The organism is Allobosea sp. CRIB-10 (assembly GCF_900112185.1).
Classification (GTDB): Bacteria; Pseudomonadota; Alphaproteobacteria; order Rhizobiales; family Beijerinckiaceae; genus Allobosea.
The window spans coordinates 51,341-71,856 of the sequence record NZ_FOKP01000006.1 but is presented as its reverse complement, the minus strand read 5'-3'; the positions used below and the strand labels follow the sequence as shown (position 1 = coordinate 71,856).

Here is a 20,516-nt window from a genome sequence, read left to right as displayed (position 1 = left end):
GGGCGCGCGGAACCTCGCCGCGAGACCCGCATAGGGCCGGCCCGCTTTGACATGTGACCGACATGGAAACTGGAGGAACTCATGAAGTTTCGGCCACTGCATGACCGCGTCGTCGTGAAGCGCATCGACGCCGAGGAGAAGACCAAGGGTGGGATCATCATCCCCGACACCGCCAAGGAAAAACCGCAGGAGGGCGAGGTCGTCGCCATCGGGCCCGGCGCCCGCGACGAGACCGGCAAGCTCGTGCCGCTCGACGTCAAGGTCGGCGACCGCGTGCTCTTCGGCAAATGGAGCGGCACCGAGGTCAAGATCGATGGCCAGGATCTTCTGATCATGAAGGAGTCCGACATCATGGGCGTCGTCGAGGCGACGGCGACCCTCAAGAAGGCTGCCTGACGGGGCCTTTCATCCCATCTCATCAACCTGAAACCTCAAGTCTGAAGGAGTGAGGAATCATGGCTGCGAAGGACGTGAAGTTTTCGCAGGACGCGCGCGAGCGGATGCTGCGCGGCGTCGACACGCTGGCGAATGCCGTGAAGGTCACGCTGGGCCCGAAGGGCCGCAACGTCGTGATCGAGAAGAGTTTCGGCGCGCCGCGCATCACCAAGGACGGCGTCACCGTCGCCAAGGAGATCGAGCTCGCCGACAAGTTCGAGAACATGGGCGCACAGATGGTGCGCGAGGTGGCCTCGAAGCAGAACGACGCCGCCGGTGACGGCACGACGACCGCGACCGTGCTCGCCCAGGCGATCGTCCGTGAAGGTGCCAAAGCGGTCGCCGCCGGCATCAATCCGATGGACCTCAAGCGCGGCATCGACCTGGCCGTCGAAGCGGTAACGAAGTCGCTCGGCGAGCATTCCAAGGCGATCACCGGCTCGGAGGAGGTCGCACAGGTCGGCACCATCTCCGCCAATGGCGACCGCACGATCGGCGCGATGATCGCCGAGGCGATGAAGAAGGTCGGCAACGAGGGGGTCATCACGGTCGAGGAAGCCAAGACCGCCGAGACCGAGCTCGACGTCGTCGAGGGCATGCAGTTCGACCGCGGCTATCTCTCGCCCTATTTCGTGACCAACACCGAGAAGATGGTCGCCGAGCTCGAAGACCCCTACATCCTGATCCACGAGAAGAAGCTCTCGGGGCTCCAGACGATGCTTCCGCTCCTGGAAGCGGTGGTTCAGACTGGAAAGCCGCTGCTGATCGTCGCCGAGGATGTCGAGGGCGAGGCACTCGCCACGCTCGTCGTCAACAAGCTCCGTGGCGGCCTCAAGATCGCTGCCGTCAAGGCGCCAGGCTTCGGCGATCGCCGCAAGGCCATGCTGGAGGATATCGCCATCCTGACCGGCGGCACCGCGATCAGCGAGGATCTCGGCGTCAAGCTGGAGAACGTTACACTCGACATGCTCGGCCGGGCCAAGAAGGTCCGGATCGAGAAAGAGAACACCACCATCGTCGACGGAGCGGGCAAGAAGGCTGAGATCGACGCCCGCGTTGCGCAGATCAAGGCGCAGATCGAGGAGACCACCTCGGATTACGACCGCGAGAAGCTCCAGGAGCGTCTGGCCAAGCTCGCCGGCGGCGTCGCGGTCATCCGCGTCGGCGGCGCGACCGAGGTCGAGGTCAAGGAGAAGAAGGACCGCGTCGACGATGCCCTGAACGCCACCCGCGCCGCGGTGGAAGAAGGCATTCTGCCGGGCGGTGGCGTCGCCCTGCTGCGCGCGGTCAAGGCTCTCGAAGGGCTCGTGCCGGGCAATGACGACCAGAAGACCGGCGTCGAGATCGTCCGCAAGGCGATCACCGCGCCGGCCAAGCAGATCGTCGAGAATGCCGGCGGTGACGGCGCGGTCGTGGTCGGCAAGCTGCTGGAGTCTTCCGATTATGCCTGGGGCTACGATGCCCAGACCGGCGAGTACGGCGATCTGGTCAAGGCCGGCATCATCGACCCGACCAAGGTCGTGCGCACGGCGCTCCAGGATGCGGCGTCGGTCGCGGGGCTGCTGATTACCACGGAGGCGATGGTCGCCGAGCTGCCGAAGAAGGAAGCGGCTCCGGCGATGCCGGCCGGCGGTATGGATTATTGAGCATGGAGGGCGCCGCGGCTTCCGTGGCGCCCTCTCCAATGCCGCGATCTCCTGGGCATCCCGAGGGAAGCCATGCCCTTTTCATCGCTGACCGATCCCATCGACCTGGCCCGTGCCGAGGCCGCTCTTGAAAAGGCATGGGCGGAACTCAAGCCGTCGCGTCCGGAGGGCTCCGACGAACAGGAGAGAAACAACCTCGCCTATATCGTGGCTTCGCTGGTTCCACTGGCGCTGGACGAGGATGACCTCGCGCAGCGCGCGATCGATCGCTTTCGCGAGAAGGCCTAGGCGAGAGGTCTCGTGAAAGCCCCACCATTCGCCACAATCATCTCAGTCAGCCGACATGGACCGATGCTCTTCAGGAATCGAAGGACATCTCAACCTCCGGCTGTTTCAAGCCCCTCATCACGAACGTCGAGAGCGCAACACATGGGCTTAAAGATAATCTCTTGGCCGTCATGACCCGGGATGGATCGGCAACCTGGCAGACGGTCGCCGCTCACATCGAAGCCCGATTGTCCGGCGCGGGAGAGTTCGCAACCGCGCGGTTGAACGCCATACTCGCCTTGATCAGGACCTTATCTGGAAAATCCGAACGATGACGACCGCCACAGCCGAACATCGCAGCTTCGAAGCCGACGTCTCCCGCCTGCTGCACATGATGGTGCACTCGGTCTATTCCGACCGGGACGTTTTTCTGCGCGAGCTGATCTCGAACGCCGCCGACGCCTGCGAGAAGCTGCGCTACGAAGCGATCGCCCATCCCGCGCTGCTCGGCAAAGAGCCCAAGCTCGCCATCACCATCGAGGTGGACGCCGAGGCGGGCCGGCTCGTCATCGCCGATAACGGCATCGGCATGAGCCGCGACGAGATGATCGAGGCGCTCGGCACCATCGCCCGTTCCGGCACACGCAGCTTCATGGAACGTGTCGCTACCGCTGAGGGCAAGGAAGGCGCCCAGCTCATCGGCCAGTTCGGCGTCGGCTTTTACTCTGCCTTCATGGTCGCCGGCGAGGTCGAGGTCGTCAGCCGCCGCGCCGGTAGCGACGAGGCCTGGGCCTGGTCCTCGGACGGCAAGGGCGAGTTCACCGTGGCGCCTGTTGCATTGGAGGAGGCGCCGGCGCGCGGCACGCGGGTGACGCTCCATCTGATGGACGACGCCAAGACCTATGCCGAGCGTTGGACGCTGGAGCGCATCGTCAGGGAGCAATCCGGCCATGTCCCGGTGCCGATCGCTCTGGTCGAGAAGCCCGGAGCAGAGCCAGCCACGCTTGCCGACGGCGCCGCGCTGTGGACCAGGCCGAAGAGCGATATCTCCAAGGATGAGTATGTCGATTTCTATCGCAGCGTCGCCGGGCAATATGACGAGCCGGCGGCGACCATCCATTTCCATGCCGAGGGCCGGCACGAGTATAGCGCGCTCGCCTTCGTGCCGGGCGCACGCCCGTTCGATCTCTTCGACGCCGAGCGCAAGGGGCGGATCAAGCTCTATGTGAAGCGCGTCTTCATCACCGACGAAGCCGAATTGATGCCGCGTTATTTGCGCTTCGTCCGCGGCATCGTCGACACGGCCGACCTGCCCCTCAACGTCTCCCGCGAGATGATCCAGGACAGCCCGCTGCTCGGCGCGATCAAGAAAGGCGTCACCAACCGGGTGCTCTCCGATCTTGCGAAGCTGTCTGAGCAGGATGCCGCGACTTTTTCCCTGGTCTGGGAGAATTTCGGCGCGGTGATCAAGGAAGGGCTCTACGAGGACTTCGAGCGTCGCGCCCAGCTTCTCGATCTCTCCCGCTTCCGGACCACGGCTTCCGGCGAAGGCTGGCGGAGCCTGAAGGAGTATGTCGCCGCGCTGAAAGAGAACCAGACGGCGATCTACTACATCGCCGGCGACGATGCGGGCCGGATCGCGAACTCGCCACAGCTCGAAGGCTTCCGGGCGCGTGGCATCGAGGTCCTGCTGCTGTCCGATCCGGTCGACAGCTTCTGGGTCTCGGGCATGCCGGAATTCGAGGGCAAGCCGTTCAAGTCGGTGACGCAAGGCGCGGCCGATCTCGGTCTCATTCCCTTGCTCGATGGTGCGGCGTCGCCGTCAACCGAGACGAGCCAGGAGGTCCAGACCCTGCTCCTATCGATGAAGGACGCCTTGGCTGATCAGGTCGCGGATGTTCGGGCCTCGGATCGGCTGACTGATAGTGCGGTCTGCCTCGTCGCGTCGGACAAGGGGCCGGATCGCCAGTTTGAGCGCCTGCTCAACGCTGCCGGCCGCCTCGACAGTGCCGCCAAGCCGATCCTGGAGGTCAACCCGCGTCATGCGGTGGTCACGGCTCTCGCCGGTGTCGAGGACGGCGCGCTACGCAGTGACATCGCACACCTCCTCCTGGATACCGCCCGCGTCCTGGACGGCGAGCGCCCGACAGACGCCAATGCATTCGCCGAAAGGCTGAACCGGCTGGTGACGCGGAGCTTCGGCGATGGCTAAACGGCGATGCTGGAGTTGCCGCGGTTTTGTGGACACGCTTGAAGTCATTTTCTGGAGTGTCCGATGCCGCGTTTTCGAGCTGCATATCCGCCGGAGTTCCGACGGCAGATGGTCGAGTTGGTCCGATCCGGGCGAACGCCTGAAGAGCTGTCGCGAGAGTTCGAGCCAACGGCGCAGTCGATCGCCAACTGGGTTCGTCAGGCTGATCGCGACGCCGGCAAGCGTAGTGACGGTGCGACGACGGCCGAGCGCGAAGAGCTGATCCGTCTTCGCCGTGAGAACCATCGGTTGCGCCAGGAGCGCGATATCCTGTCAAAGGCGGCGGCCTGGTTCGCGCGGGAGAGCAAGGCGAACCCGAACGGGTTTTCCGGTTCATGAGCGCGCATCAGGCCGTGTTCCCGATCAAGACCATGGCCCGTGTCTTCAAGGTCTCCGCGTCAGGCTATTATGCCTGGCGCGGCAGGCCCGCGTCGCTGCGGGCGGCCCGGGACATTGATCTCACCCGGAAGATGCGCACGATCCATGGCGCCTCGCACAAGACCTATGGCGCCCCGCGCATCCATGCCGGGGCGGCTCACCGTCGCAGAGTGAAGGGCGGCGATGTTCGGCGGCTCCTCTGCCGCCGCGAGCTCGACCCGCAGCCGCCAGCCCTCGGCCGCGAGGCGCGCGCCAATCCGGCGGCGCACTAGCTCCGATCTGCCGCAGAGGAACACTCGTCGCTGCGGACATAACGCCACAATACCTCCGCGATCTCCCTTCGCCGGCGGGCCTTCGCTTCCGGCGAGCTCATGTCCCAGCGGAACTGCGCCTCGAAAGTGTGCCGGTTCGCCACCGAGAAGATCGACAGGGCGTTCAGCGTCACGTGCAACTCGTGCGCATCGATCTCCGGCCTAATCGCGCCGAGGCTCTTGCCCTTGGCCAGCACGCGTTCGATCTGGCCGATGATCGGCCGAGTCATCTGCGTCAGCTTCTCGCTGCGCTGGATGTGCCGGCCGCGATGGATGTTCTCGATCGCGACGAGCCGGACGAACTCCGGATTGGCCTGGTGGAAGTCGAAGGTGAATTCGGCGAGCCGGCGGATCGCCGCTTCCGGCTCGAGTGTCGCGAGATGCAGGTCCTCCTCGGCCAGGCGCATCTTGCCATAGGCCATCTCCAGCACCGCGATGAAGAGCTCTTCCTTTGAGTTGAAGTAGTAGAAGATCAACCGCTTGGTGATCCCAGCCTTGGCCGCGATCGCGTCGGCATTGGCGCCGAGCAGCCCACTCTCGGCGAACTCCTCGAAAGCGATCTGCAGAATCTCGGCCTTCGTCTTTTCGCGGTCCCGCCGGCGGACCTTGGCTGGCTTATTCTCCACCGGCCTGCGCGCGCTCACAGTTTTCATCTCGCGGTCTCGACTGCCCGTCCTGGCGATTGCGCCTCCTCCTTAACCGATTTGACGGCGCTTGACAGCAATTATCCGCAAGGATAATTAGGCTGTAATTATCCAATGGGTTAATTACGGGGAGACGCATGACGACCGCGGCATCCAGTCGATCCGCTCGGATTCTCCCATCCGTTTCGGCTGCGGCACGGCATCCCGGCCGGCAGGGCGACCCGTCGCTCGCCCATGGGGAGGCTGCCGGCCGATGAGCGCACTCGGACTCGCCCATTTGACGGCCTTGGAACTCTCCCCGCCGGAGCTGGCGCGGGAGGCGGCGAGCGCCGGCTTCGGCGCCATTGGCTTGCGCGTCCATCCGGCGATGGCCGGCGGCGTCGCCTATCCGATCCGGACCGGTTCATGGGCGCAACGGGAGTTGCGGACGATCCTGGCGTCGGAAGGCGTGCGCCTGAACGAGATCGAGTTCATCCAGCTGACGCCCGGGCTCGACATCGCCGCCTTCGCTCCGCTGCTCGAAGCCGGCGCCGAACTGGGTGCAAGCGCGGTGACCGTATCGGGGGATGACAGCGATCATGTCCGCCTGACTGCCACGTTCGCCGCATTGTGCGATCTTGCCGGCGAGTTCGACCTGCGGGTCGATCTGGAGTTCATGCGCTGGCGCGTGGTCGGGACCCTGGCGCAGGCCGAGGCGATCGTGCGCCAGGCCGGCAGGCCGAACGGCGCCATGCTGGTGGACGCCCTGCATCTCAGCCGCTCGGGCGGAGCTCCCGGCGATCTTGCCGCCGTGCCAGGCGAGCTTCTGCGCGCGGCCCAGCTCTGCGATGCAGCCGCGACCCAGCCGCAGACCGACACCGATGCGATCACCGAAGCGCGTGAGGGACGTCTGCCGTCGGGAGAAGGCGCGCTGCCGCTCGCCGCGCTGCTGCGGGCGCTGCCGTCCGATGCGGCGCTCAGCGTCGAGCTGCCGATGCGCGGGCTCGATGCCCGCGCGCGCATCGCGACCGCCTACAGCGCGACGCGCCGACTGCTCGACAGCCTGCCGCCGCGCGAAGCGCCCGCAACCAGCCGCTCAATGAGCCGCCCGACGACACAGGGACCTGTGAGAGCATGACCAACATCGCAATCGGCGTGATCGGCGCAGGGCTGATCGGACGCAAGCACCTGGCGAAGATCGCCGAGCATCCCGACTTCGATCTCGCGGGGATCGCCGACGTCAATGCCGAGCAGGTCGCAGCCCAGAACCCCGCTGCGCGCGTCTTCGCCGATTATCGCGCCATGCTCGACGAGACCCGCCCGGATGCCGTCATCATCGCCTCGCCCAACCAGCTCCATGCCGAGAACGGCATCGAATGCGCCCGCCGCGGTATCCATATCCTGATCGAGAAGCCGGTCACCGACACACTGGCGTCGGCGAACGCGCTGATCTCGGCGGTCAAGGCTGCCGGCATCCAGTCGCTGGTCGGCCATCACCGCCGCCATCATCGCCAGGTCGCGACCCTGCGCTCGCTGCTGAACGAGCGCCAGATCGGCGATCTCGTCGGCGTCTCCGCCATCTGGTCGGTGTACAAGCCCGATCCCTATTTCAAGATCGCGCCCTGGCGGACCCAGGCCGGCGGCGGTCCCGTCCTGATCAACCTGATCCATGAGATCGACTTCCTGCGCTTCTCGGTTGGCGAGATCGCTACGGTCGGCGCCGTCGTCTCGAACCGCCAGCGCGGCTTTGCCGTCGAAGACACGGCCGGCGTGCTGATCGAGTTCGAGAACGGGGCAATCGGAACCTTCTTCGCCAGCGACAGCGCCGTCTCGCCCTGGACCACCGAGCAGGGCGTCGGCGAGGCGCCGGAATTCCCGTTCAGCGGCGAGAGCAGCTACCGCTTCATGGGCAGCCGCGGCGCGCTCGAATTCCCCAATCTGGTGCAGTGGACGCAGGCCGGCGACGCTCCCAGCTGGAACGAGCCGATCCAGGCGCGGCGGATCCATGCGCCGACGCTCGACCCCTACATCGCCCAGCTCGACCATTTCCGCGACCTGATCCTCGGCAAGGCCGCCTCGCTGCAGCCGGTCGAGGACGGGGCGCGCACGCTGATCGCGACGCTCGCCGTGGCCGAGGCCGCCGCGACCGGCCAGCGGATCGACCTGCGCGAGCGCTGCGCGACCCTGCTTCCGCCCCAGCCGGAGCGAAAGGCCTCGTAAGCCGGGCAGCGCCGGGCACCGGCCAAGGCAAGACCAGGAAAAACGGCGCCGGCCTGCACGGCGCCGAGGGAGAGACGAAACGCAGCCAAGATCCCGGACCCGCAAGAAGGTCCGGCAAGGAGGGGAGAAACGTCTTGAACTACAAGTTCGATTTCGCTCCCGTCATCGACGGGCTTCCGGACCTGTTGTGGGGCTGCCTCGGCACGCTCGGCCTGGCGCTGGCGGGCATGGTGCTCGCGCTCGTCATCGGCATCGGCGGCGTCGTGCTGCGCGACTCGCCCTATCGCGGTTTGCGCTGGCTGGTGATCAGCTTCGTCGAGCTGATCCGCAACACGCCGTTCCTGGTCCAGATCTACTTCATCTTCTTCGCGCTGCCGCTCGCCGGCATCAGGCTCGATCCGACGCCGACGGCGATCATCGCACTCGGCGTCAATGGCGGCGCCTATGCGATCGAGATCATCCGCGGCGGCGTGCAGTCGATCAGCAAGGGCCAGATCGAGGCCGGGCTGGCGCTCGGCCTGCACAAGGGCCAGGTCTTCCGTCTCGTCGTGCTGAAGCCGGCGCTGCGCGCGATCTTCCCGTCGCTGACCAGCCAGTTCATCCTGCTGACGCTGACGACCAGCATCGCCTCGGCGATCTCGGCCTATGAGCTGACCTCGGTCGCGCAGAACATCGAGAACAACACCTTCCGCAGCTTCGAGGTCTACGGCGTCGTCACGCTGCTCTACCTCGCCATGTCCTGGCTGATGATGCGGATGTTCGCGCAGATCACGGCGCGCCATTTCAGCTACCCGGTGAAGTGAGGCGCGCCATGAACCGGAGCGAATTCCTCTTCCTGCTGGTCGGATTGAAGTGGACGATCTTCCTGTCCGCGATCGGCTTCGTCTGCGGCTCCATCAGCGGCCTCGGCATCGCGCTGGCCCGCACCTCCGGCATCCGCCCGCTCGAACGCGGCACGGCCGGCTACATCGCGCTGTTCCAGGGCACGCCGCTCCTGATGCAGCTCTTCGTGGTCTATTACGGCCTTGCCTTGGTCGGCCTGAAGCTCGACGCCTGGCTCTCCGTCGCCATCGGCTTCACGCTGCATGCCAGCGCCTTCCTCGGCGAGATCTGGCGCGGCTCGATCGAGGCCGTGCCGAAGGGACAGACCGAGGCGGCCAAAGCGCTCAGCCTCGGCTATGTCTCGCGCATGCGCGACGTGATCCTGCCGCAGGCGATTAAGATCTCGCTGCCGGCGACGATCGGCTTCCTCGTCCAATTGATCAAGGGCACGTCGCTCGCCGCCATCGTCGGCTTCACCGAGCTCGCCCGGGCCGGGACCATCGTCTCCAACCAGATCTTCAAGCCCCTGCTCGTCTTCGGCGCGGTGGGCGCTCTCTACTTCCTGATCTGCTGGCCGCTCTCGCTCTACGGGGCACGGCTGGAGCGCAGGCTTGCCGCAGCCTCGCACTGATATCGGCGGCATCACCAAGACCAACAAGGAGGGAACGATGACCCATACCACCCGGACCGGCCTCAGCCGCCGCCAGCTCATCGCCACCGGCGCCGCGACGCTGGCCATGCCGATGCTGATCACCAGACCGGCGCTCGCGGTGACGCCGGCCGAGATCAAGAGCCGCGGCAAGGTCATCATCGGCATTCAGGGCGACAACCCGCCCTGGGGCTTCGTCAATTCCGCCGGCAAGCAGGAGGGGCTCGACGCCGATATCTCGGAGCTGTTTTCCAAGGAGCTCGGCGTTCCGGCCGAGTTCGTGCAGCTCGCCGTCGCCAACCGCATTCCGGCGCTGACCTCAGGCCGCGTCGACGTGCTGTTCGCGACCATGGCGATGCTGCCCGAGCGCGCCAAGGCGGTGCAGTTCAGCAAGCCCTACGCCGCCAACATCATCACCTTCATCGCGCCGAAGGACGTGGCGGTGAAGACGCATGCCGACATGGGCAAGTACACGATCGGCGTCGCCCGCGGCAGCGTGCAGGACGCCGACATCACCAAGACCGCGCCCGCCGGCACGACGATCCGGCGCTTCGACGGCGATGCGCCGACGATCCAGGCGCTGCTCTCCGGCCAGGTCCAGGCCGTCGGCGGCAACATCTTCTACATCCCGCGCCTCGAGGAGGCGAAGCCCGGCGTCTTCGAGAACAAGCTCGAATTCACCAAGCTCTACAACGGCGCCTGCACGCGCCTCGGCGAGAAGGAGATCAACGCCTTCATCAACGGCTTCATCGACAAGATCAAAGCCAATGGCGAGCTGGCGAAAATCTATCCGAAGTGGATGAAGAACCCGCTGCCGCCCTTCCCGGACAGCGTGCCGGACATTCCGTTCATCGCGAGCTGAGCAGGCGCGACCTTGGATTTGGCCTGACTTCGTTCCGTTCAGCCGCAAGCGGCTGAACGGGCTATGCGAGCGACCGTTTGAAAGGCGTTGCCATGACCGACCAGAACTCCGCGTCGATGATCGCGATGCAGGGCGTGAACAAATGGTTCGGCGACTTCCAGGTCCTGACCGACATCAACCTGACGGTGCGCACCGGCGAGAAGATCGTCCTGTGCGGCCCGTCGGGCTCCGGCAAGTCGACGCTGATCCGCTGCATCAACCATCTCGAACCCTATCAGAAGGGCGAGATCGTCGTCGACGGCACAAGGCTGATCGAGAATGCCGGCGTCATCGACGCCATCCGCCGCGAGGTCGGCATGGTGTTCCAGCAGTTCAACCTGTTTCCGCACCTGACCGTCCTGGAGAACTGCGTGCTCGCGCCGATGCGCTCGCGCTGCGTCTCCCGCGCCCAGGCGGAGGCGACCGCGCGCCGCCTGCTCGACCGGGTCAAGATCCTCAACCAGGCCGGCAAGTTCCCGGCCCAGCTTTCGGGCGGGCAGCAGCAGCGCGTCGCGATCGCCCGGGCGCTGTGCATGGAGCCGAAGGTGATGCTGTTCGACGAGCCGACCTCGGCGCTCGACCCCGAAATGGTCAAGGAGGTGCTCGACACGATGGTGGGACTCGCCGAGGACGGCATGACGATGATCTGCGTCACCCATGAGATGGGCTTCGCGCGCCAGGTCGCCGACCGGGTGATCTTCATGGCCAGCGGCGCCATCGTCGAGGAAGCAGCGCCGCAGGAGTTTTTCAGCAATCCCAGGCACGAGCGGACGCGCAAATTCCTCGGAGAGATCCTGCCGCGGCATTGAGATCGGCGTCGAGGGCGCCGACACGCCGCTCAAGGCGGGCGATGTGCTGTTCAGGATCGATCCGCTGCCGTTCCAGTCGCAAGTCGATGCGATTGCCGCGCAGCTCAAATCCCGGGAGACGCGGCTCGCCGAGATGACCCAGCTCCAGTCGCGCGGCACCGGCAGGGCTTTCGATGTCGAGCAGCGCGAGGCCGAGATCGATCGGCCCAAGGTGCAGCTCGTCGGCGCGCGCTGGAATCTCGACAAGACCACGGTGCGCGCACCGGCCGACGGCTACGTCACCAATCTCGCGCTGCGCAAAGGCGCCCGCGTCGGCAATTTGCCACCCTCGCCGGTGATGGCCTTCATCGACACCTCCGACACGATCGTGGGGGTCGAGATCAACCAAATCGACGCGCGCTACGTCGCGGCCGCCCAGCCGGTCGAGCTCGCCTTCAAACGGGTGCCGGGAGCCGTACAGGCGGGGAAGGTGGAGAGGTGCTGCAAGCCGTCGCGACAGGTCGGGTTCAGACTTCCGGCGCCGCAGTCATGCCGAAATCAGTGCAGGCAGCGCCTTTCGTGGTCCGCGTGAAACTCGATGACCAAACCTTCGCCAGCGCGTTGCCAGCCGGCAGCGCCGGAGATGCCGCGATCTTCACCGATCGGGTCAGGACAGCGCACGTCGTGCGCAAGGTGCTGCTGCGCCAGATCGCGATCACCAACCACGTCCACCCGTTTGATGTGCCTGCCCGCTGCCGCCCCCAACGACACCGCGGCGGTATCTCTCGAACAACGATGGAATGTCTGCGTTCGGCCAGTGTGCCGTGGCAGATCATGAGCTTGCCGCGAAACGCGTCACAGCGCGGCATGCGGATCAGCGCAGGAATGGCGAAGCGCAGCTTCCCATCGCCTGCCGGCATGCTCTAACTGTGACATGCCGCATGAGCCCGCCACGCAGACCACTGCCGAGACCGCCGAAGCCGACCTCGCCGCCGAAGGCCTGAAACCTCAAGACGGGCGCTATTCGGCTTTCGCGCCGTTGCGCCATCCGATCTTCCGTGCGGTCTGGATCGCAAGCCTCGCCTCGAACTTCGGCGGCCTCGTCCAGATGGTCGGTGCCGCCTGGCTGATGACCTCGCTCTCCAATTCGCCGGACATGGTCGCCCTCGTCCAGGCCTCGACCACGCTGCCGGTGATGCTGTTCTCGCTGGCCGCCGGCGCGATCGCCGACAATTACGACCGCCGCCGCATCCTGCTGACGGCGCAAGGCTTCATGCTCGCCGTTTCGATCACGCTGGCGGTCTTCGCCTGGCATGGGCTGCTCTCGCCCTGGCTGCTCCTGACCTTCACCTTCCTGCTCGGTTGCGGCAACGCGCTCAACAATCCGGCCTGGCAGTCCTCGGTCGGCGACATGGTGCCGCGGCCCGAGCTGCCGGCGGCGGTGACGTTGAACAGCGTCGCCTTCAACATCGCACGCAGCGTCGGCCCGGCAATCGGCGGCGCCATCGTCGCCGCCTCCGGCGCGGTCGCAGCCTTCATCGTCAATGCCTTCAGCTATATCGGCCTGCTGGTCGTGCTGGCCCGGTGGCAGCCGCCGCAGGTCGAGCGCGTGCTGCCGCGCGAGACGTTCCTGATCGCGATGAGCGCCGGTCTGCGCTATGTCGCGATGTCGCCCAATATCCGCGCCGTCATCCTGCGCGCCTTCCTCTTCGGCTTCGGCGGCGTCGTCGGTCTCGCTTTGATGCCGCTGGTCGCGCGCGATCTCGTGCGCGGCGGCCCGCTGACATACGGCATCCTGCTTGGAGCCTTCGGCGCCGGCGCGGTCGCCGGAGCCTTCGTCAGCGCCCGGCTGCGCCGTCGTTTCAGCACCGAGACCCTCGTGCGCCTGACCTTCCTGGCCTATGCGGCCGCGGCCCTGGTGGTGGGGCTGAGCCCGACCCTGTGGCTCACCATGCCGGCGCTTGCGGTCGGCGGCGCCTGCTGGGTGCTGGCGCTCTCGACCTTCAATTCGACGGTGCAGCTGTCGGCGCCGCGCTGGGTGGTGGGGCGCGCGCTCGCCCTCTACCAGATGGCGGCCTTCGGCGGCATGGCCGCGGGCAGCTGGGCCTGGGGCTGGGTCACCCTCCAATATGGCCCGACAGGCGGCCTGTGCGCGGCAGCGGTCGCACTCGTTTGCGGTGCGGCCGCCGGGCTGCGCTATCGGCTGCCGCCGCTCGAGGCGCTCAATCTCGATCCGCTCAGCCGCTGGCGAGAGCCCACGGTCGCGGTCGACATCGAGCCGCGCAGCGGCCCGGTCTTCGTCACCATCGAATGGCGGATCAAGCAGGAGGACGTGGTCGAGTTCCTGAAGGCGATGGAGGAGCGCCGGCGCATCCGCCGCCGCGACGGGGCCCGCCACTGGTCGTTGCTGCGCGACCTGACCGATGCCGAGCTCTGGATCGAGCGCTACGACAGCCCGACCTGGGTCGAATATGTTCGCCAGGCCCAGCGCGCCACCCAGGCCGACGCCGAAATCGGCGACCGGGTCAGGGAGCTGCATATCGGGCCCGAGCCGCCGGTCGTGCACCGCATGGTCGAGCGTCAGACCGGCGCGCTGCCGCGCGAGGTGCTGCGCGCCACCCGGCAGGCGCAGGCGTCGCCCTGAGTGGCGGCGCCAGCGCTCGGCCGACGGGTTTCGCCGGCGTTGCTCAAACGCTCCCGGTGGCGGCCGGCGCCTTTGCCGATGTCCGGATCTGGTGCGCATGCGCATCAACGCGCACCGACCGCCAAGACAATCGTTCAGGCAAGATCGTTCAGGCTTCGGCGCCCTGACGTCGCGCCCGGGCATGCATCGGCGCGGACACCCCCTCGAAAGCGAGCGAAGCCACGCCGAGCAGCCCCGCCGTGTTGCCCAACTCCGCGATACGGATATCGACCTTCGCCGCCAGTGACGGCCAGGCATAAAGGGGGAGAAGAACGCGAACCCGGCTCGCCAGAGCTTCGCCTGCCCCCGATACGCCGCCGCCGAGCACGATCGCCTCGAGCATGAGCGCATTGGTGAGGGCACCCGCCGCCTGCGCGATTCCGTGACAGGCCGCATCGATCGCTGCATCCGCCGCCGCGTCGCCGGCCTCGGCCCGCTCGAACAGGTCGCGCACCGATACGGCCGCTCCTCCCGTCCGACGTTCGTAGGCTTGCAACATGGCAGGCGCCGAGGACAGGGCCTCGAGCGAGAGTGGCGCGCCCGCATCGTCTACACCCACGACGATGGCGCCGAGCTCGGGAGGGTGGCCATTCGGGCCGATGATCGGCTTGCCGTCGAGCACGACGGCGCCGCCGACCCCCGTCCCGATGGTGATCAGGACGAAGCGGCCGAGCGCCCGGCCGGCACCATATCTGACCTCGCCTAGCGCGGCGGCGACACCGTCATTGCCGAACCAGACCGGCAGGCCGAGGCGCTGTTCGAGGGCCTGCGTGATCGAGCCGTCGCGCAGCGCCGGAACATTACCGCCGCCATCGACGACGACGCCACTCTCCGACGAAGCGAAGCCCGGCATCGCGACCGCCAGCGCATCGGCTCGGCTGCCTGCCATCGTGTCTTCATAAAGCCTTGCCAGCTGTTCGCAGAGCGCCGCGAAGGACAGGTCGCGCTCGAAGGGCACCTCGCCCTGCTTGAGCAGGCGGCCATCCTCGGCCACCAGCCCGAATTTGACGGCGGTGCCGCCGATATCGAAGGCGAAGACGGTCTTCATGGCAGGCGGTCGATCTTGATGCCGAGCGTCTTCGACAGGCCGGGGAAACGCATCAGATGCGGCGGGATTCCGCGCCGCGCCGCCATCGCCTGCGCCAGCCGCTGTACCGGTACGATCGCGGCGAGTGCATCGTAGGGTGTCGCCAGCCCGTCGAGCCGCAGCCAGTCGAACGGCGTCGGCTCGTCGGTCAGGTTGAGGATGAGGATGCGGACGTCGAGCGCAGCCATCACGCCGGCGGCATGAGCCGCGAGCCTGCGCTCGGCCGCATCCGCCGCGATCATGACGCAGAGACTCCTGCCCGTCAGTCCGTGCAGGCGGCCATGCATCGCTTCCTCGGTCGGGAAGGCGGCAGCCGGCACGCCGGTCATCTCCGCGAGCTTCAGCGAGGCTTCGAGCGCCGTGCCGAAATGGCGCCCTTCCCCGGTGAATAGCAGGCCATCGACCGCGTCGAGCTCGGCCGCCAGCGCGAAGGCCGGCGGTGTCGCTTCGTCGATCAAATCAGCGATCGTCGCCTCGGCGACATCATGCCCAGCGCAGCCGGAGAGCGCCGCTGCAAGCTCGGCGAGCGCCGCGAGCGAACCGCCATAGCCCTTGGTCTTGGGCCCGACCGGCTCGGGGCCAACAGGCATCACGATCCTGGTCGTCGCCACCTGCCCGATCGGGCTCTCGGCCTCGGCGGTGATGGTGAGGCAGGTCCGCCCGCTCTCCTGCGCGCGCCGGACCGCCGCGACGGTGGTCTCGCTGGTCCCGGTCTGCGACAGCGCGACGACCAGGGCCTCGCGGCCGAGCACGGGCTCGCGCAGCAGGAAGGCACCAGGGTTCAGCACCTCGACGAGGGCGCCGCCGGCTTCCAGCGCCGGTTTCGCCACCATCAACGCGTTGAGCGAGGTGCCGGAGCCGACGAGGACGATGTGCCCGGCCCGGGGAAGTGCAAGCTCGCGCAAGCGCCGGCGCACGGCTGCGATCGTCGCCGGCACGATTTGCGCCTGCGCCCTTATGAAGCCGTCGATGATGCTCTGGTCGACCATGGTTATCCCTTCACCGCGCCGATCGTCAGGCCGCGCACGAGATGGCGCTGAAAGAACAGCATGAACAGCAGGATCGGCAGCATGATCCCGATCGCGCCGGCGGCCGATAGCGACCAGTAGTTCAGGTCCTCGCCGCCATATTCGGCGATGGCGACGGGCAGCGTCTTGGTGTTGCTGCCGGTCAGGATCAGCGCGAACAGGAATTCGTTGTAGGCGAGCAGCAGGCTGAACAGCGAGGTGACGACGATGCCGGGCTTGGCAAGCGGCAGGATCACCTTGGTGAAGGTCGTCCAGGCATTGCAGCCGTCGATGGTCGCGGCTTCGTCGAGCTCGCGCGGGATCTCCAAGAAGAACGAGCGCATCAGCCATACGGTGAAGGGCTGGTTGATCGCCACCATCGCCGCGATCATCGCCGGATAGCTGTCGATCATCGATAGCGAGCGCGCCACGATGAAGAACGGGATCAAGAGCAGGATGTGCGGGAACATCCGGATCACCAGCAGGCCCATCAGATAGGAGCGCGCCATCCTGCTTTCCAGCCGCGACAGGCCATACGCGGCGAGCGTGCCGAGCGGCACCGAGATGAAGACCGTGCCGAGGGCGATGATCGAACTGTTCAGGAAGAACTCGACGAAGCGGCGCTCGACCCAGATCTCGTAATGGAAGCGGAAGGTCGGCTCGAAGAACAGCTTTGGCGGGATCGCAAAGGCATCGGCCGGCTGCTTGATCGAGATCAGCACCGCCCAGATGATCGGCGTCAGGCTGAACAGCGCAAACAGCGACAGAAGGAAGACGACCAGCGGCTGGCCGAGCAGGCGACGCATCAGAACGCTCCCCGCTCGCGCCGATACATCAGCGAGATGATCATCAGCGTCAGCCCGGTGACGATCAGCATGGTCAGCACGCCCAGCGTCGAGGCGCGGCCGAGGTCGAGCTGCTTGAAGGCCATGGCGTAGGTGTACATCGTCAGCGTTTCGGTCGCGGTGCCGGGGCCGCCGCCGGTCAGCACATAGATGCTGTCGAAGGTGCGGAAGGAATCCATCAGCCGGATCGCCAGCACGAACAGAATCTGCGGCCGTAGGCACGGCAGGATGATGTGCCAGACCAGGCGCGGGCCCGAGGCGCCGTCGATCTTGCCGGCTTCGAGCAGCGCCTCGTCCATGCCCTGCAGCCCGGCATAGAGGATCAGCATGACGAAGGGCGTGAACTGCCAGACATCGGCGACGATGATCGTGACGAAGGCCCAGACCGGCGAGCCCAGCCAGTCCGGCGGGAAGATGTCGAAGGAGGCGATGACGGCGTCGGCCAACCCCCAGCGCGCCGCGAATATCCAGCGCAGGAACAGCGCGGCGACCACCGGCGTGATCAGGTAAGGCACGAAGATCAGGGTCGAGAAGAGGCGCGCGCCGCGTGTCAGCTTGTAGAGCCCGAGCGCGAGCAGGAGGCCGAGCACGAACTCGACCGCGAGCGATGAGGCGACAAGGATCAGTGTCGTCCTGAGCGAAGCCCAGACACGGTCCTGGCCGAGCAAGGCGAGATAGTTCTCGGCGCCGACGAAACGGGGCTGAGACTGGCCGATATGGTAGTCGAAAAAGCTGAGATAGACGGCGTAGAGCACCGGGTAGAGCTGTATGCCGAGCACGACGAGCGCGCTCGGCACGACGAACAGCCAAAGCGATATTTCGCGGGGATAGGCCCGCGCCGAGGACGACGCCATAAATCTCTGCCTTGTTGGAGCGGCCCGGTTCAGGCCTGGACCGTTCCGGGAGCGAGTTCGCTCACTTGTAGACGCCGCGGCGCGTCAGGAAGTCCTCGGCCTCCTTGGCACCGGTGTGGAGCGCCTCCTTGACCGGCATCTCGCCGGTGACCGCCTGCAGGATGCGCCGCGTCACCGTCTCGCTGACTTCCTTGAACTCGGCGAATTTCGGGAAGATCGCGCCCTTGTCGAGCGCCGGCACCAGCACGTTGTAGTAGCGGAAGCGCTGGCGCAGCTCCGGATCCTCCAGCACCGAGACACGCGTCGGGCAGGCGAGGCTCGCGCCCTCGCGCTGGTTCGCTGGCGACAGCGTCGCAGCGAGCAGGCGAAACAGCGTGTCCTTGTTGCGCGACGAGAACTTGGAGATGGCGAAGCTGTCGGCGACGACGACCTGGCCGCCGCGCGGCGGCGGCGCCCAATTGATCTTGCCGATCACCTTGGACTGGTCCTGGCGATCCATGGCGGCGGTGCGCGTCAGCCACTGCATGCCCATGGCCGCGGCGCCCTGCTGAAACAGGATGGTCGACTCGTCATTGCCGTTGGCGGTGTAGCCGCGCGGTGCGAAATGCGTCAGCGACTTCATCGTCTCGATCGCGGCGATGCCCTTTGCGCTGTTGAAGACCGGCTTCTTGCTGGCGTCGAACCAGCCGTCGCCGAGCGCATTCAGGTACCAGTGGCCCTCATTCAGGACGCCGTCGCCCTTGAGCGTCATCACCGTGCCGGCGACGGAAGGCGAGTTCAACGCGCCGGCAGCAGCGATGTATTCCTCGAACGAGGTTGGCGGCTTCAGGCCCTTGGCCTCGAACAGATCCTGCCGATAGGCCATGAGCTGGGTGTTGGTCAGCACCGGGAGGCCATAGACCTTGCCGCCGAACGAGGCCGAGCTCATCGCCATCTTGGCGAAGTCGTCGAGCTTGTACTCGTCCTTGTGCTTGGCGATGTACTCGTCGAGCGGCTCGAGCCAGCCGTTCTGGGCGAAGTTGGCGATCGTCAGGTCGTTGCCGAGCATGATGTCGATCGAGTCGGCGCCGGACGACAGCGTGATCGTCTGCAGCTCCTTCAGCGGCGCATTGGGCATCAGGTCGGCGGTGACCTTCACGTTCGGCAGCGCGCCCTGGAGCTTCTTCACGTAGAATTCCAGCGCCGGATAGCGCTCGCCGACGAAGCGGACATTCATCTCCTGCGCCTGCGCGCCGAAGCCATAGGCGCTCGCCGCCATCGTGCCGGCCGCGCCCAGAACCGTCCGGCGGGACAAGCCTGTCTTGGATCCGCCCTGCTGCGTCATGGTCTGCTCCCGCTGTGTCCGGGTGGTCTTTCGTTGCCGCCCGATTTATTCCAATGAAGTGATTTAATCAGAGAGCACTTCGGCTGGCAAGCGCCCGGGTGTAGGCAGGAGCGATGACTCAGAGGCGGAAATGAAGCTGTTCGGCGCCAACATGGATCATGCCCGCCGGTTCAACCGGCGGGTCGTGCTGGAGACGGTGCGGTTGCAGGCGCCGCTCTCGCGCGCCGAGATCACCCGTGCCACCGGCCTGGCGCCACAGACGATCTCCAACATCATCGGCGAGCTCACCGAGGCGGGCCTGGTGCGCAGCGTCAGCCGGCGCAGCGGCGCCCGAGGCCAGCCGGCCGTCGATCTCGACATCAACCCCGATGGCGGCTTCACCTTCGGCGTGTCCTTCGGCCACGGCGTCCTGCTGGTCATCCTCACCGATGTCGCCGGAACGGTGCGCGATCGCGTCGAGCTCGATCTTGCGTCCGATGCGCCCCACGCGGTGCTCGACCAGATCGCGGCGACGATCGCGACGATGCTCGAGCGCCAGCAGGTGGCGCGCCAGCGCGTCTGGGGCGTCGGCCTCGTCATCCCCGCTTTGTTCCAGGACGACCGGCTCGTGGTGCTCGGCGAGGTCGCGCTGCCCGGCTGGAGGGATTTCCCGCTGCGCCAGTCGCTGCAGGACAAGCTTGGCCTGCCGGTGCTGCTCGAGAACGACGCCACGGCGGCGGCGATCGGCGAGCGGCTCTACGGCGCCGGCCGTACGCTCACCGACTTCGCCTATGTCTATATCGGCGCCGGCATCGGCGGCGGGCTCTTCCTGCGCGGCCAGCCCTATCGCGGCGGCTACGGCAAGTCGGGCGAGATCGGCCATCTCGTCGTCGACACCAACGGGCGGCCTTGCCCATGCGGCAATCGCGGCTGCCTCGAACGCTACGCCTCGGTCTCGCTCGCGCTGAAGGCGCTCGGCGACGTGAAGCCGGCGACCGTTCGGCACGGCGATCTCGACCGCATCGCCGCGGCGCTCGAAGACGGCGACCCGCGCCTGCTCGCCTGGCTGGACGAAGCCGCTTCCAGCCTGCGCCAGGCCGTGGTGATGATCGAGAACATGCTCGATCCGCAGACGGTGATCCTTGGCGGCGTGCTGCCCCGGCCGGTCCTGGAAGCGCTCGTCGCCCGGATCGAGCCGCTGCCACGCAGCGTCAGCCTCGACAAGGCGGCCGACACGCCGCGCCTGATCGTCGCCGAGATGGGGCCGGATACACCAGCTCTCGGCGCTGCGACATTGCCGGTTTTCGACGGCATGACGCCGGAGCTGTCGCTTCTGTTCAAGCAAGATGTCGTGGAACGGATCTGACGAACCGCCGCCATGGCGCCTTCCGTGACCTCCTCGGTCCTTTTGGACTCTGCCCTATCCGCCCCCCGGCTCTGCCGACC

General features: G+C 66.6%; 20 protein-coding genes and 1 pseudogene. 15 read left to right on the top strand and 6 right to left on the bottom strand.

Features of this window, described 5'->3' with window-relative positions; all coding sequences use genetic code 11:
• Positions 1-81: 81 nt before the first annotated feature.
• The 6 genes from groES (at position 82) to BMZ69_RS10325 (ending at position 5,249) form a co-directional block, all read left to right on the top strand.
• Positions 82-396, top strand: a complete 315-nt coding sequence (groES, locus tag BMZ69_RS10350) for a co-chaperone GroES (protein WP_092156554.1) — start codon at positions 82-84, stop codon at positions 394-396.
• A gap of 59 nt (positions 397-455) precedes the next feature.
• Entirely contained in the window at positions 456-2,081 is a 1,626-nt protein-coding gene (gene groL, locus BMZ69_RS10345; protein ID WP_092156553.1) for a chaperonin GroEL, read from the top strand.
• A 72-nt stretch (positions 2,082-2,153) separates the two neighbouring features.
• Positions 2,154-2,369, top strand: a complete 216-nt coding sequence (locus tag BMZ69_RS10340; RefSeq protein ID WP_092156552.1) for a hypothetical protein — start codon at positions 2,154-2,156, stop codon at positions 2,367-2,369.
• 310 nt (positions 2,370-2,679) lie between these two features.
• Entirely contained in the window at positions 2,680-4,560 is a 1,881-nt protein-coding gene (htpG, locus tag BMZ69_RS10335; protein ID WP_092156551.1) for a molecular chaperone HtpG, read from the top strand.
• A 108-nt stretch (positions 4,561-4,668) separates the two neighbouring features.
• Complete coding sequence (locus BMZ69_RS10330; RefSeq protein ID WP_175506750.1) at positions 4,669-4,938, top strand: hypothetical protein; 270 nt, start codon at positions 4,669-4,671, stop codon at positions 4,936-4,938.
• Positions 4,935-5,249 carry a hypothetical protein gene (locus BMZ69_RS10325; protein ID WP_092156549.1) on the top strand — a complete coding sequence of 105 codons (315 nt, stop codon included), beginning with the start codon at positions 4,935-4,937 and terminating at the stop codon, positions 5,247-5,249. Before BMZ69_RS10330 ends, BMZ69_RS10325 begins: the two co-directional genes overlap by 4 nt.
• Here the strand turns inward: BMZ69_RS10325 and BMZ69_RS10320 are convergent.
• Positions 5,246-5,941 (bottom strand): TetR/AcrR family transcriptional regulator, encoded by a 696-nt coding sequence (locus BMZ69_RS10320; protein WP_092156548.1) that lies wholly within the window; start codon positions 5,939-5,941, stop codon positions 5,246-5,248. The two genes, BMZ69_RS10325 and BMZ69_RS10320, sit on opposite strands and share 4 nt — an antisense overlap.
• Before the next feature lie 244 nt (positions 5,942-6,185).
• On the opposite strand from BMZ69_RS10320, the gene BMZ69_RS10315 reads away from it, so the two are divergent.
• The 8 genes and pseudogenes from BMZ69_RS10315 to BMZ69_RS10275 all read left to right on the top strand — a co-directional run bounded on the left by BMZ69_RS10315 (position 6,186) and on the right by BMZ69_RS10275 (position 13,935).
• Positions 6,186-7,049 carry a sugar phosphate isomerase/epimerase family protein gene (locus BMZ69_RS10315; RefSeq protein ID WP_175506749.1) on the top strand — a complete coding sequence of 288 codons (864 nt, stop codon included), beginning with the start codon at positions 6,186-6,188 and terminating at the stop codon, positions 7,047-7,049.
• Positions 7,046-8,131, top strand: coding sequence for a Gfo/Idh/MocA family protein (locus tag BMZ69_RS10310; RefSeq protein ID WP_092156547.1), 1,086 nt, complete (start codon positions 7,046-7,048; stop codon positions 8,129-8,131). Before BMZ69_RS10315 ends, BMZ69_RS10310 begins: the two co-directional genes overlap by 4 nt.
• A gap of 134 nt (positions 8,132-8,265) precedes the next feature.
• Positions 8,266-8,934: an amino acid ABC transporter permease gene (locus tag BMZ69_RS10305; RefSeq protein ID WP_092156546.1), complete on the top strand. Its 669-nt coding sequence runs from the start codon at positions 8,266-8,268 to the stop codon at positions 8,932-8,934.
• Positions 8,935-8,942: 8 nt separating this feature from the next.
• The gene (locus BMZ69_RS10300) at positions 8,943-9,584 is read left to right on the top strand and encodes an amino acid ABC transporter permease (protein ID WP_092156545.1); all 642 of its coding nucleotides are present in this window, start codon (positions 8,943-8,945) and stop codon (positions 9,582-9,584) included.
• A gap of 37 nt (positions 9,585-9,621) precedes the next feature.
• On the top strand, positions 9,622-10,464 hold the full coding sequence (locus BMZ69_RS10295; protein ID WP_092156698.1) for a transporter substrate-binding domain-containing protein: 843 nt from the start codon (positions 9,622-9,624) through the stop codon (positions 10,462-10,464).
• 116 nt (positions 10,465-10,580) lie between these two features.
• Entirely contained in the window at positions 10,581-11,312 is a 732-nt protein-coding gene (locus BMZ69_RS10290; RefSeq protein WP_092156697.1) for an amino acid ABC transporter ATP-binding protein, read from the top strand.
• A pseudogene (locus tag BMZ69_RS31070) lies at positions 11,311-12,029 on the top strand (efflux RND transporter periplasmic adaptor subunit); the annotation flags it as partial. The gene BMZ69_RS10290 and the pseudogene BMZ69_RS31070, both read left to right, overlap by 2 nt.
• A gap of 196 nt (positions 12,030-12,225) precedes the next feature.
• Complete coding sequence (locus BMZ69_RS10275; protein ID WP_092156542.1) at positions 12,226-13,935, top strand: MFS transporter; 1,710 nt, start codon at positions 12,226-12,228, stop codon at positions 13,933-13,935.
• 148 nt (positions 13,936-14,083) lie between these two features.
• Here the strand turns inward: BMZ69_RS10275 and BMZ69_RS10270 are convergent, their stop codons facing one another.
• The 5 genes from BMZ69_RS10270 to BMZ69_RS10250 all read right to left on the bottom strand — a co-directional run bounded on the left by BMZ69_RS10270 (position 14,084) and on the right by BMZ69_RS10250 (position 19,091).
• The gene (locus BMZ69_RS10270; protein ID WP_092156541.1) at positions 14,084-15,022 is read right to left on the bottom strand and encodes an ROK family protein; all 939 of its coding nucleotides are present in this window, start codon (positions 15,020-15,022) and stop codon (positions 14,084-14,086) included.
• The gene (locus BMZ69_RS10265) at positions 15,019-16,050 is read right to left on the bottom strand and encodes an SIS domain-containing protein (RefSeq protein ID WP_092156540.1); all 1,032 of its coding nucleotides are present in this window, start codon (positions 16,048-16,050) and stop codon (positions 15,019-15,021) included. The genes BMZ69_RS10270 and BMZ69_RS10265 overlap by 4 nt, the downstream gene beginning before the upstream one ends.
• Before the next feature lie 2 nt (positions 16,051-16,052).
• A complete protein-coding gene (locus tag BMZ69_RS10260; protein ID WP_092156539.1) occupies positions 16,053-16,874 on the bottom strand; it encodes a carbohydrate ABC transporter permease in 822 nt (273 codons plus the stop codon).
• Positions 16,874-17,767 (bottom strand): carbohydrate ABC transporter permease, encoded by an 894-nt coding sequence (locus BMZ69_RS10255; protein WP_092156538.1) that lies wholly within the window; start codon positions 17,765-17,767, stop codon positions 16,874-16,876. Before BMZ69_RS10255 ends, BMZ69_RS10260 begins: the two co-directional genes overlap by 1 nt.
• A 61-nt stretch (positions 17,768-17,828) precedes the next feature.
• Positions 17,829-19,091 (bottom strand): extracellular solute-binding protein, encoded by a 1,263-nt coding sequence (locus tag BMZ69_RS10250; RefSeq protein WP_092156537.1) that lies wholly within the window; start codon positions 19,089-19,091, stop codon positions 17,829-17,831.
• Between the two features lie 130 nt (positions 19,092-19,221).
• Here BMZ69_RS10250 and BMZ69_RS10245 point away from each other — a divergent pair, with 130 nt between their 5' ends.
• Positions 19,222-20,436, top strand: a complete 1,215-nt coding sequence (locus BMZ69_RS10245) for an ROK family transcriptional regulator (protein ID WP_092156536.1) — start codon at positions 19,222-19,224, stop codon at positions 20,434-20,436.
• The last annotated feature ends 80 nt before the right edge of the window (positions 20,437-20,516 follow it).

What these genes read in the sequence shown, in the direction of transcription:
- groES (WP_092156554.1), top strand. Translation starts at nt 82, where the DNA reads ATGAAGTTTCGGCCACTGCATGACCGCGTCGTCGTGAAGCGCATCGAC.
- groL (WP_092156553.1), top strand. Translation starts at nt 456, where the DNA reads ATGGCTGCGAAGGACGTGAAGTTTTCGCAGGACGCGCGCGAGCGGATG.
- BMZ69_RS10340 (WP_092156552.1), top strand. Translation starts at nt 2,154, where the DNA reads ATGCCCTTTTCATCGCTGACCGATCCCATCGACCTGGCCCGTGCCGAG.
- htpG (WP_092156551.1), top strand. Translation starts at nt 2,680, where the DNA reads ATGACGACCGCCACAGCCGAACATCGCAGCTTCGAAGCCGACGTCTCC.
- BMZ69_RS10330 (WP_175506750.1), top strand. Translation starts at nt 4,669, where the DNA reads ATGGTCGAGTTGGTCCGATCCGGGCGAACGCCTGAAGAGCTGTCGCGA.
- BMZ69_RS10325 (WP_092156549.1), top strand. Translation starts at nt 4,935, where the DNA reads ATGAGCGCGCATCAGGCCGTGTTCCCGATCAAGACCATGGCCCGTGTC.
- BMZ69_RS10320 (WP_092156548.1), bottom strand. Translation starts at nt 5,941, where the DNA reads ATGAAAACTGTGAGCGCGCGCAGGCCGGTGGAGAATAAGCCAGCCAAG.
- BMZ69_RS10315 (WP_175506749.1), top strand. Translation starts at nt 6,186, where the DNA reads ATGAGCGCACTCGGACTCGCCCATTTGACGGCCTTGGAACTCTCCCCG.
- BMZ69_RS10310 (WP_092156547.1), top strand. Translation starts at nt 7,046, where the DNA reads ATGACCAACATCGCAATCGGCGTGATCGGCGCAGGGCTGATCGGACGC.
- BMZ69_RS10300 (WP_092156545.1), top strand. Translation starts at nt 8,943, where the DNA reads ATGAACCGGAGCGAATTCCTCTTCCTGCTGGTCGGATTGAAGTGGACG.
- BMZ69_RS10295 (WP_092156698.1), top strand. Translation starts at nt 9,622, where the DNA reads ATGACCCATACCACCCGGACCGGCCTCAGCCGCCGCCAGCTCATCGCC.
- BMZ69_RS10290 (WP_092156697.1), top strand. Translation starts at nt 10,581, where the DNA reads ATGATCGCGATGCAGGGCGTGAACAAATGGTTCGGCGACTTCCAGGTC.
- BMZ69_RS10275 (WP_092156542.1), top strand. Translation starts at nt 12,226, where the DNA reads ATGCCGCATGAGCCCGCCACGCAGACCACTGCCGAGACCGCCGAAGCC.
- BMZ69_RS10270 (WP_092156541.1), bottom strand. Translation starts at nt 15,022, where the DNA reads ATGAAGACCGTCTTCGCCTTCGATATCGGCGGCACCGCCGTCAAATTC.
- BMZ69_RS10265 (WP_092156540.1), bottom strand. Translation starts at nt 16,050, where the DNA reads ATGGTCGACCAGAGCATCATCGACGGCTTCATAAGGGCGCAGGCGCAA.
- BMZ69_RS10260 (WP_092156539.1), bottom strand. Translation starts at nt 16,874, where the DNA reads ATGCGTCGCCTGCTCGGCCAGCCGCTGGTCGTCTTCCTTCTGTCGCTG.
- BMZ69_RS10255 (WP_092156538.1), bottom strand. Translation starts at nt 17,767, where the DNA reads ATGGCGTCGTCCTCGGCGCGGGCCTATCCCCGCGAAATATCGCTTTGG.
- BMZ69_RS10250 (WP_092156537.1), bottom strand. Translation starts at nt 19,091, where the DNA reads ATGACGCAGCAGGGCGGATCCAAGACAGGCTTGTCCCGCCGGACGGTT.
- BMZ69_RS10245 (WP_092156536.1), top strand. Translation starts at nt 19,222, where the DNA reads ATGAAGCTGTTCGGCGCCAACATGGATCATGCCCGCCGGTTCAACCGG.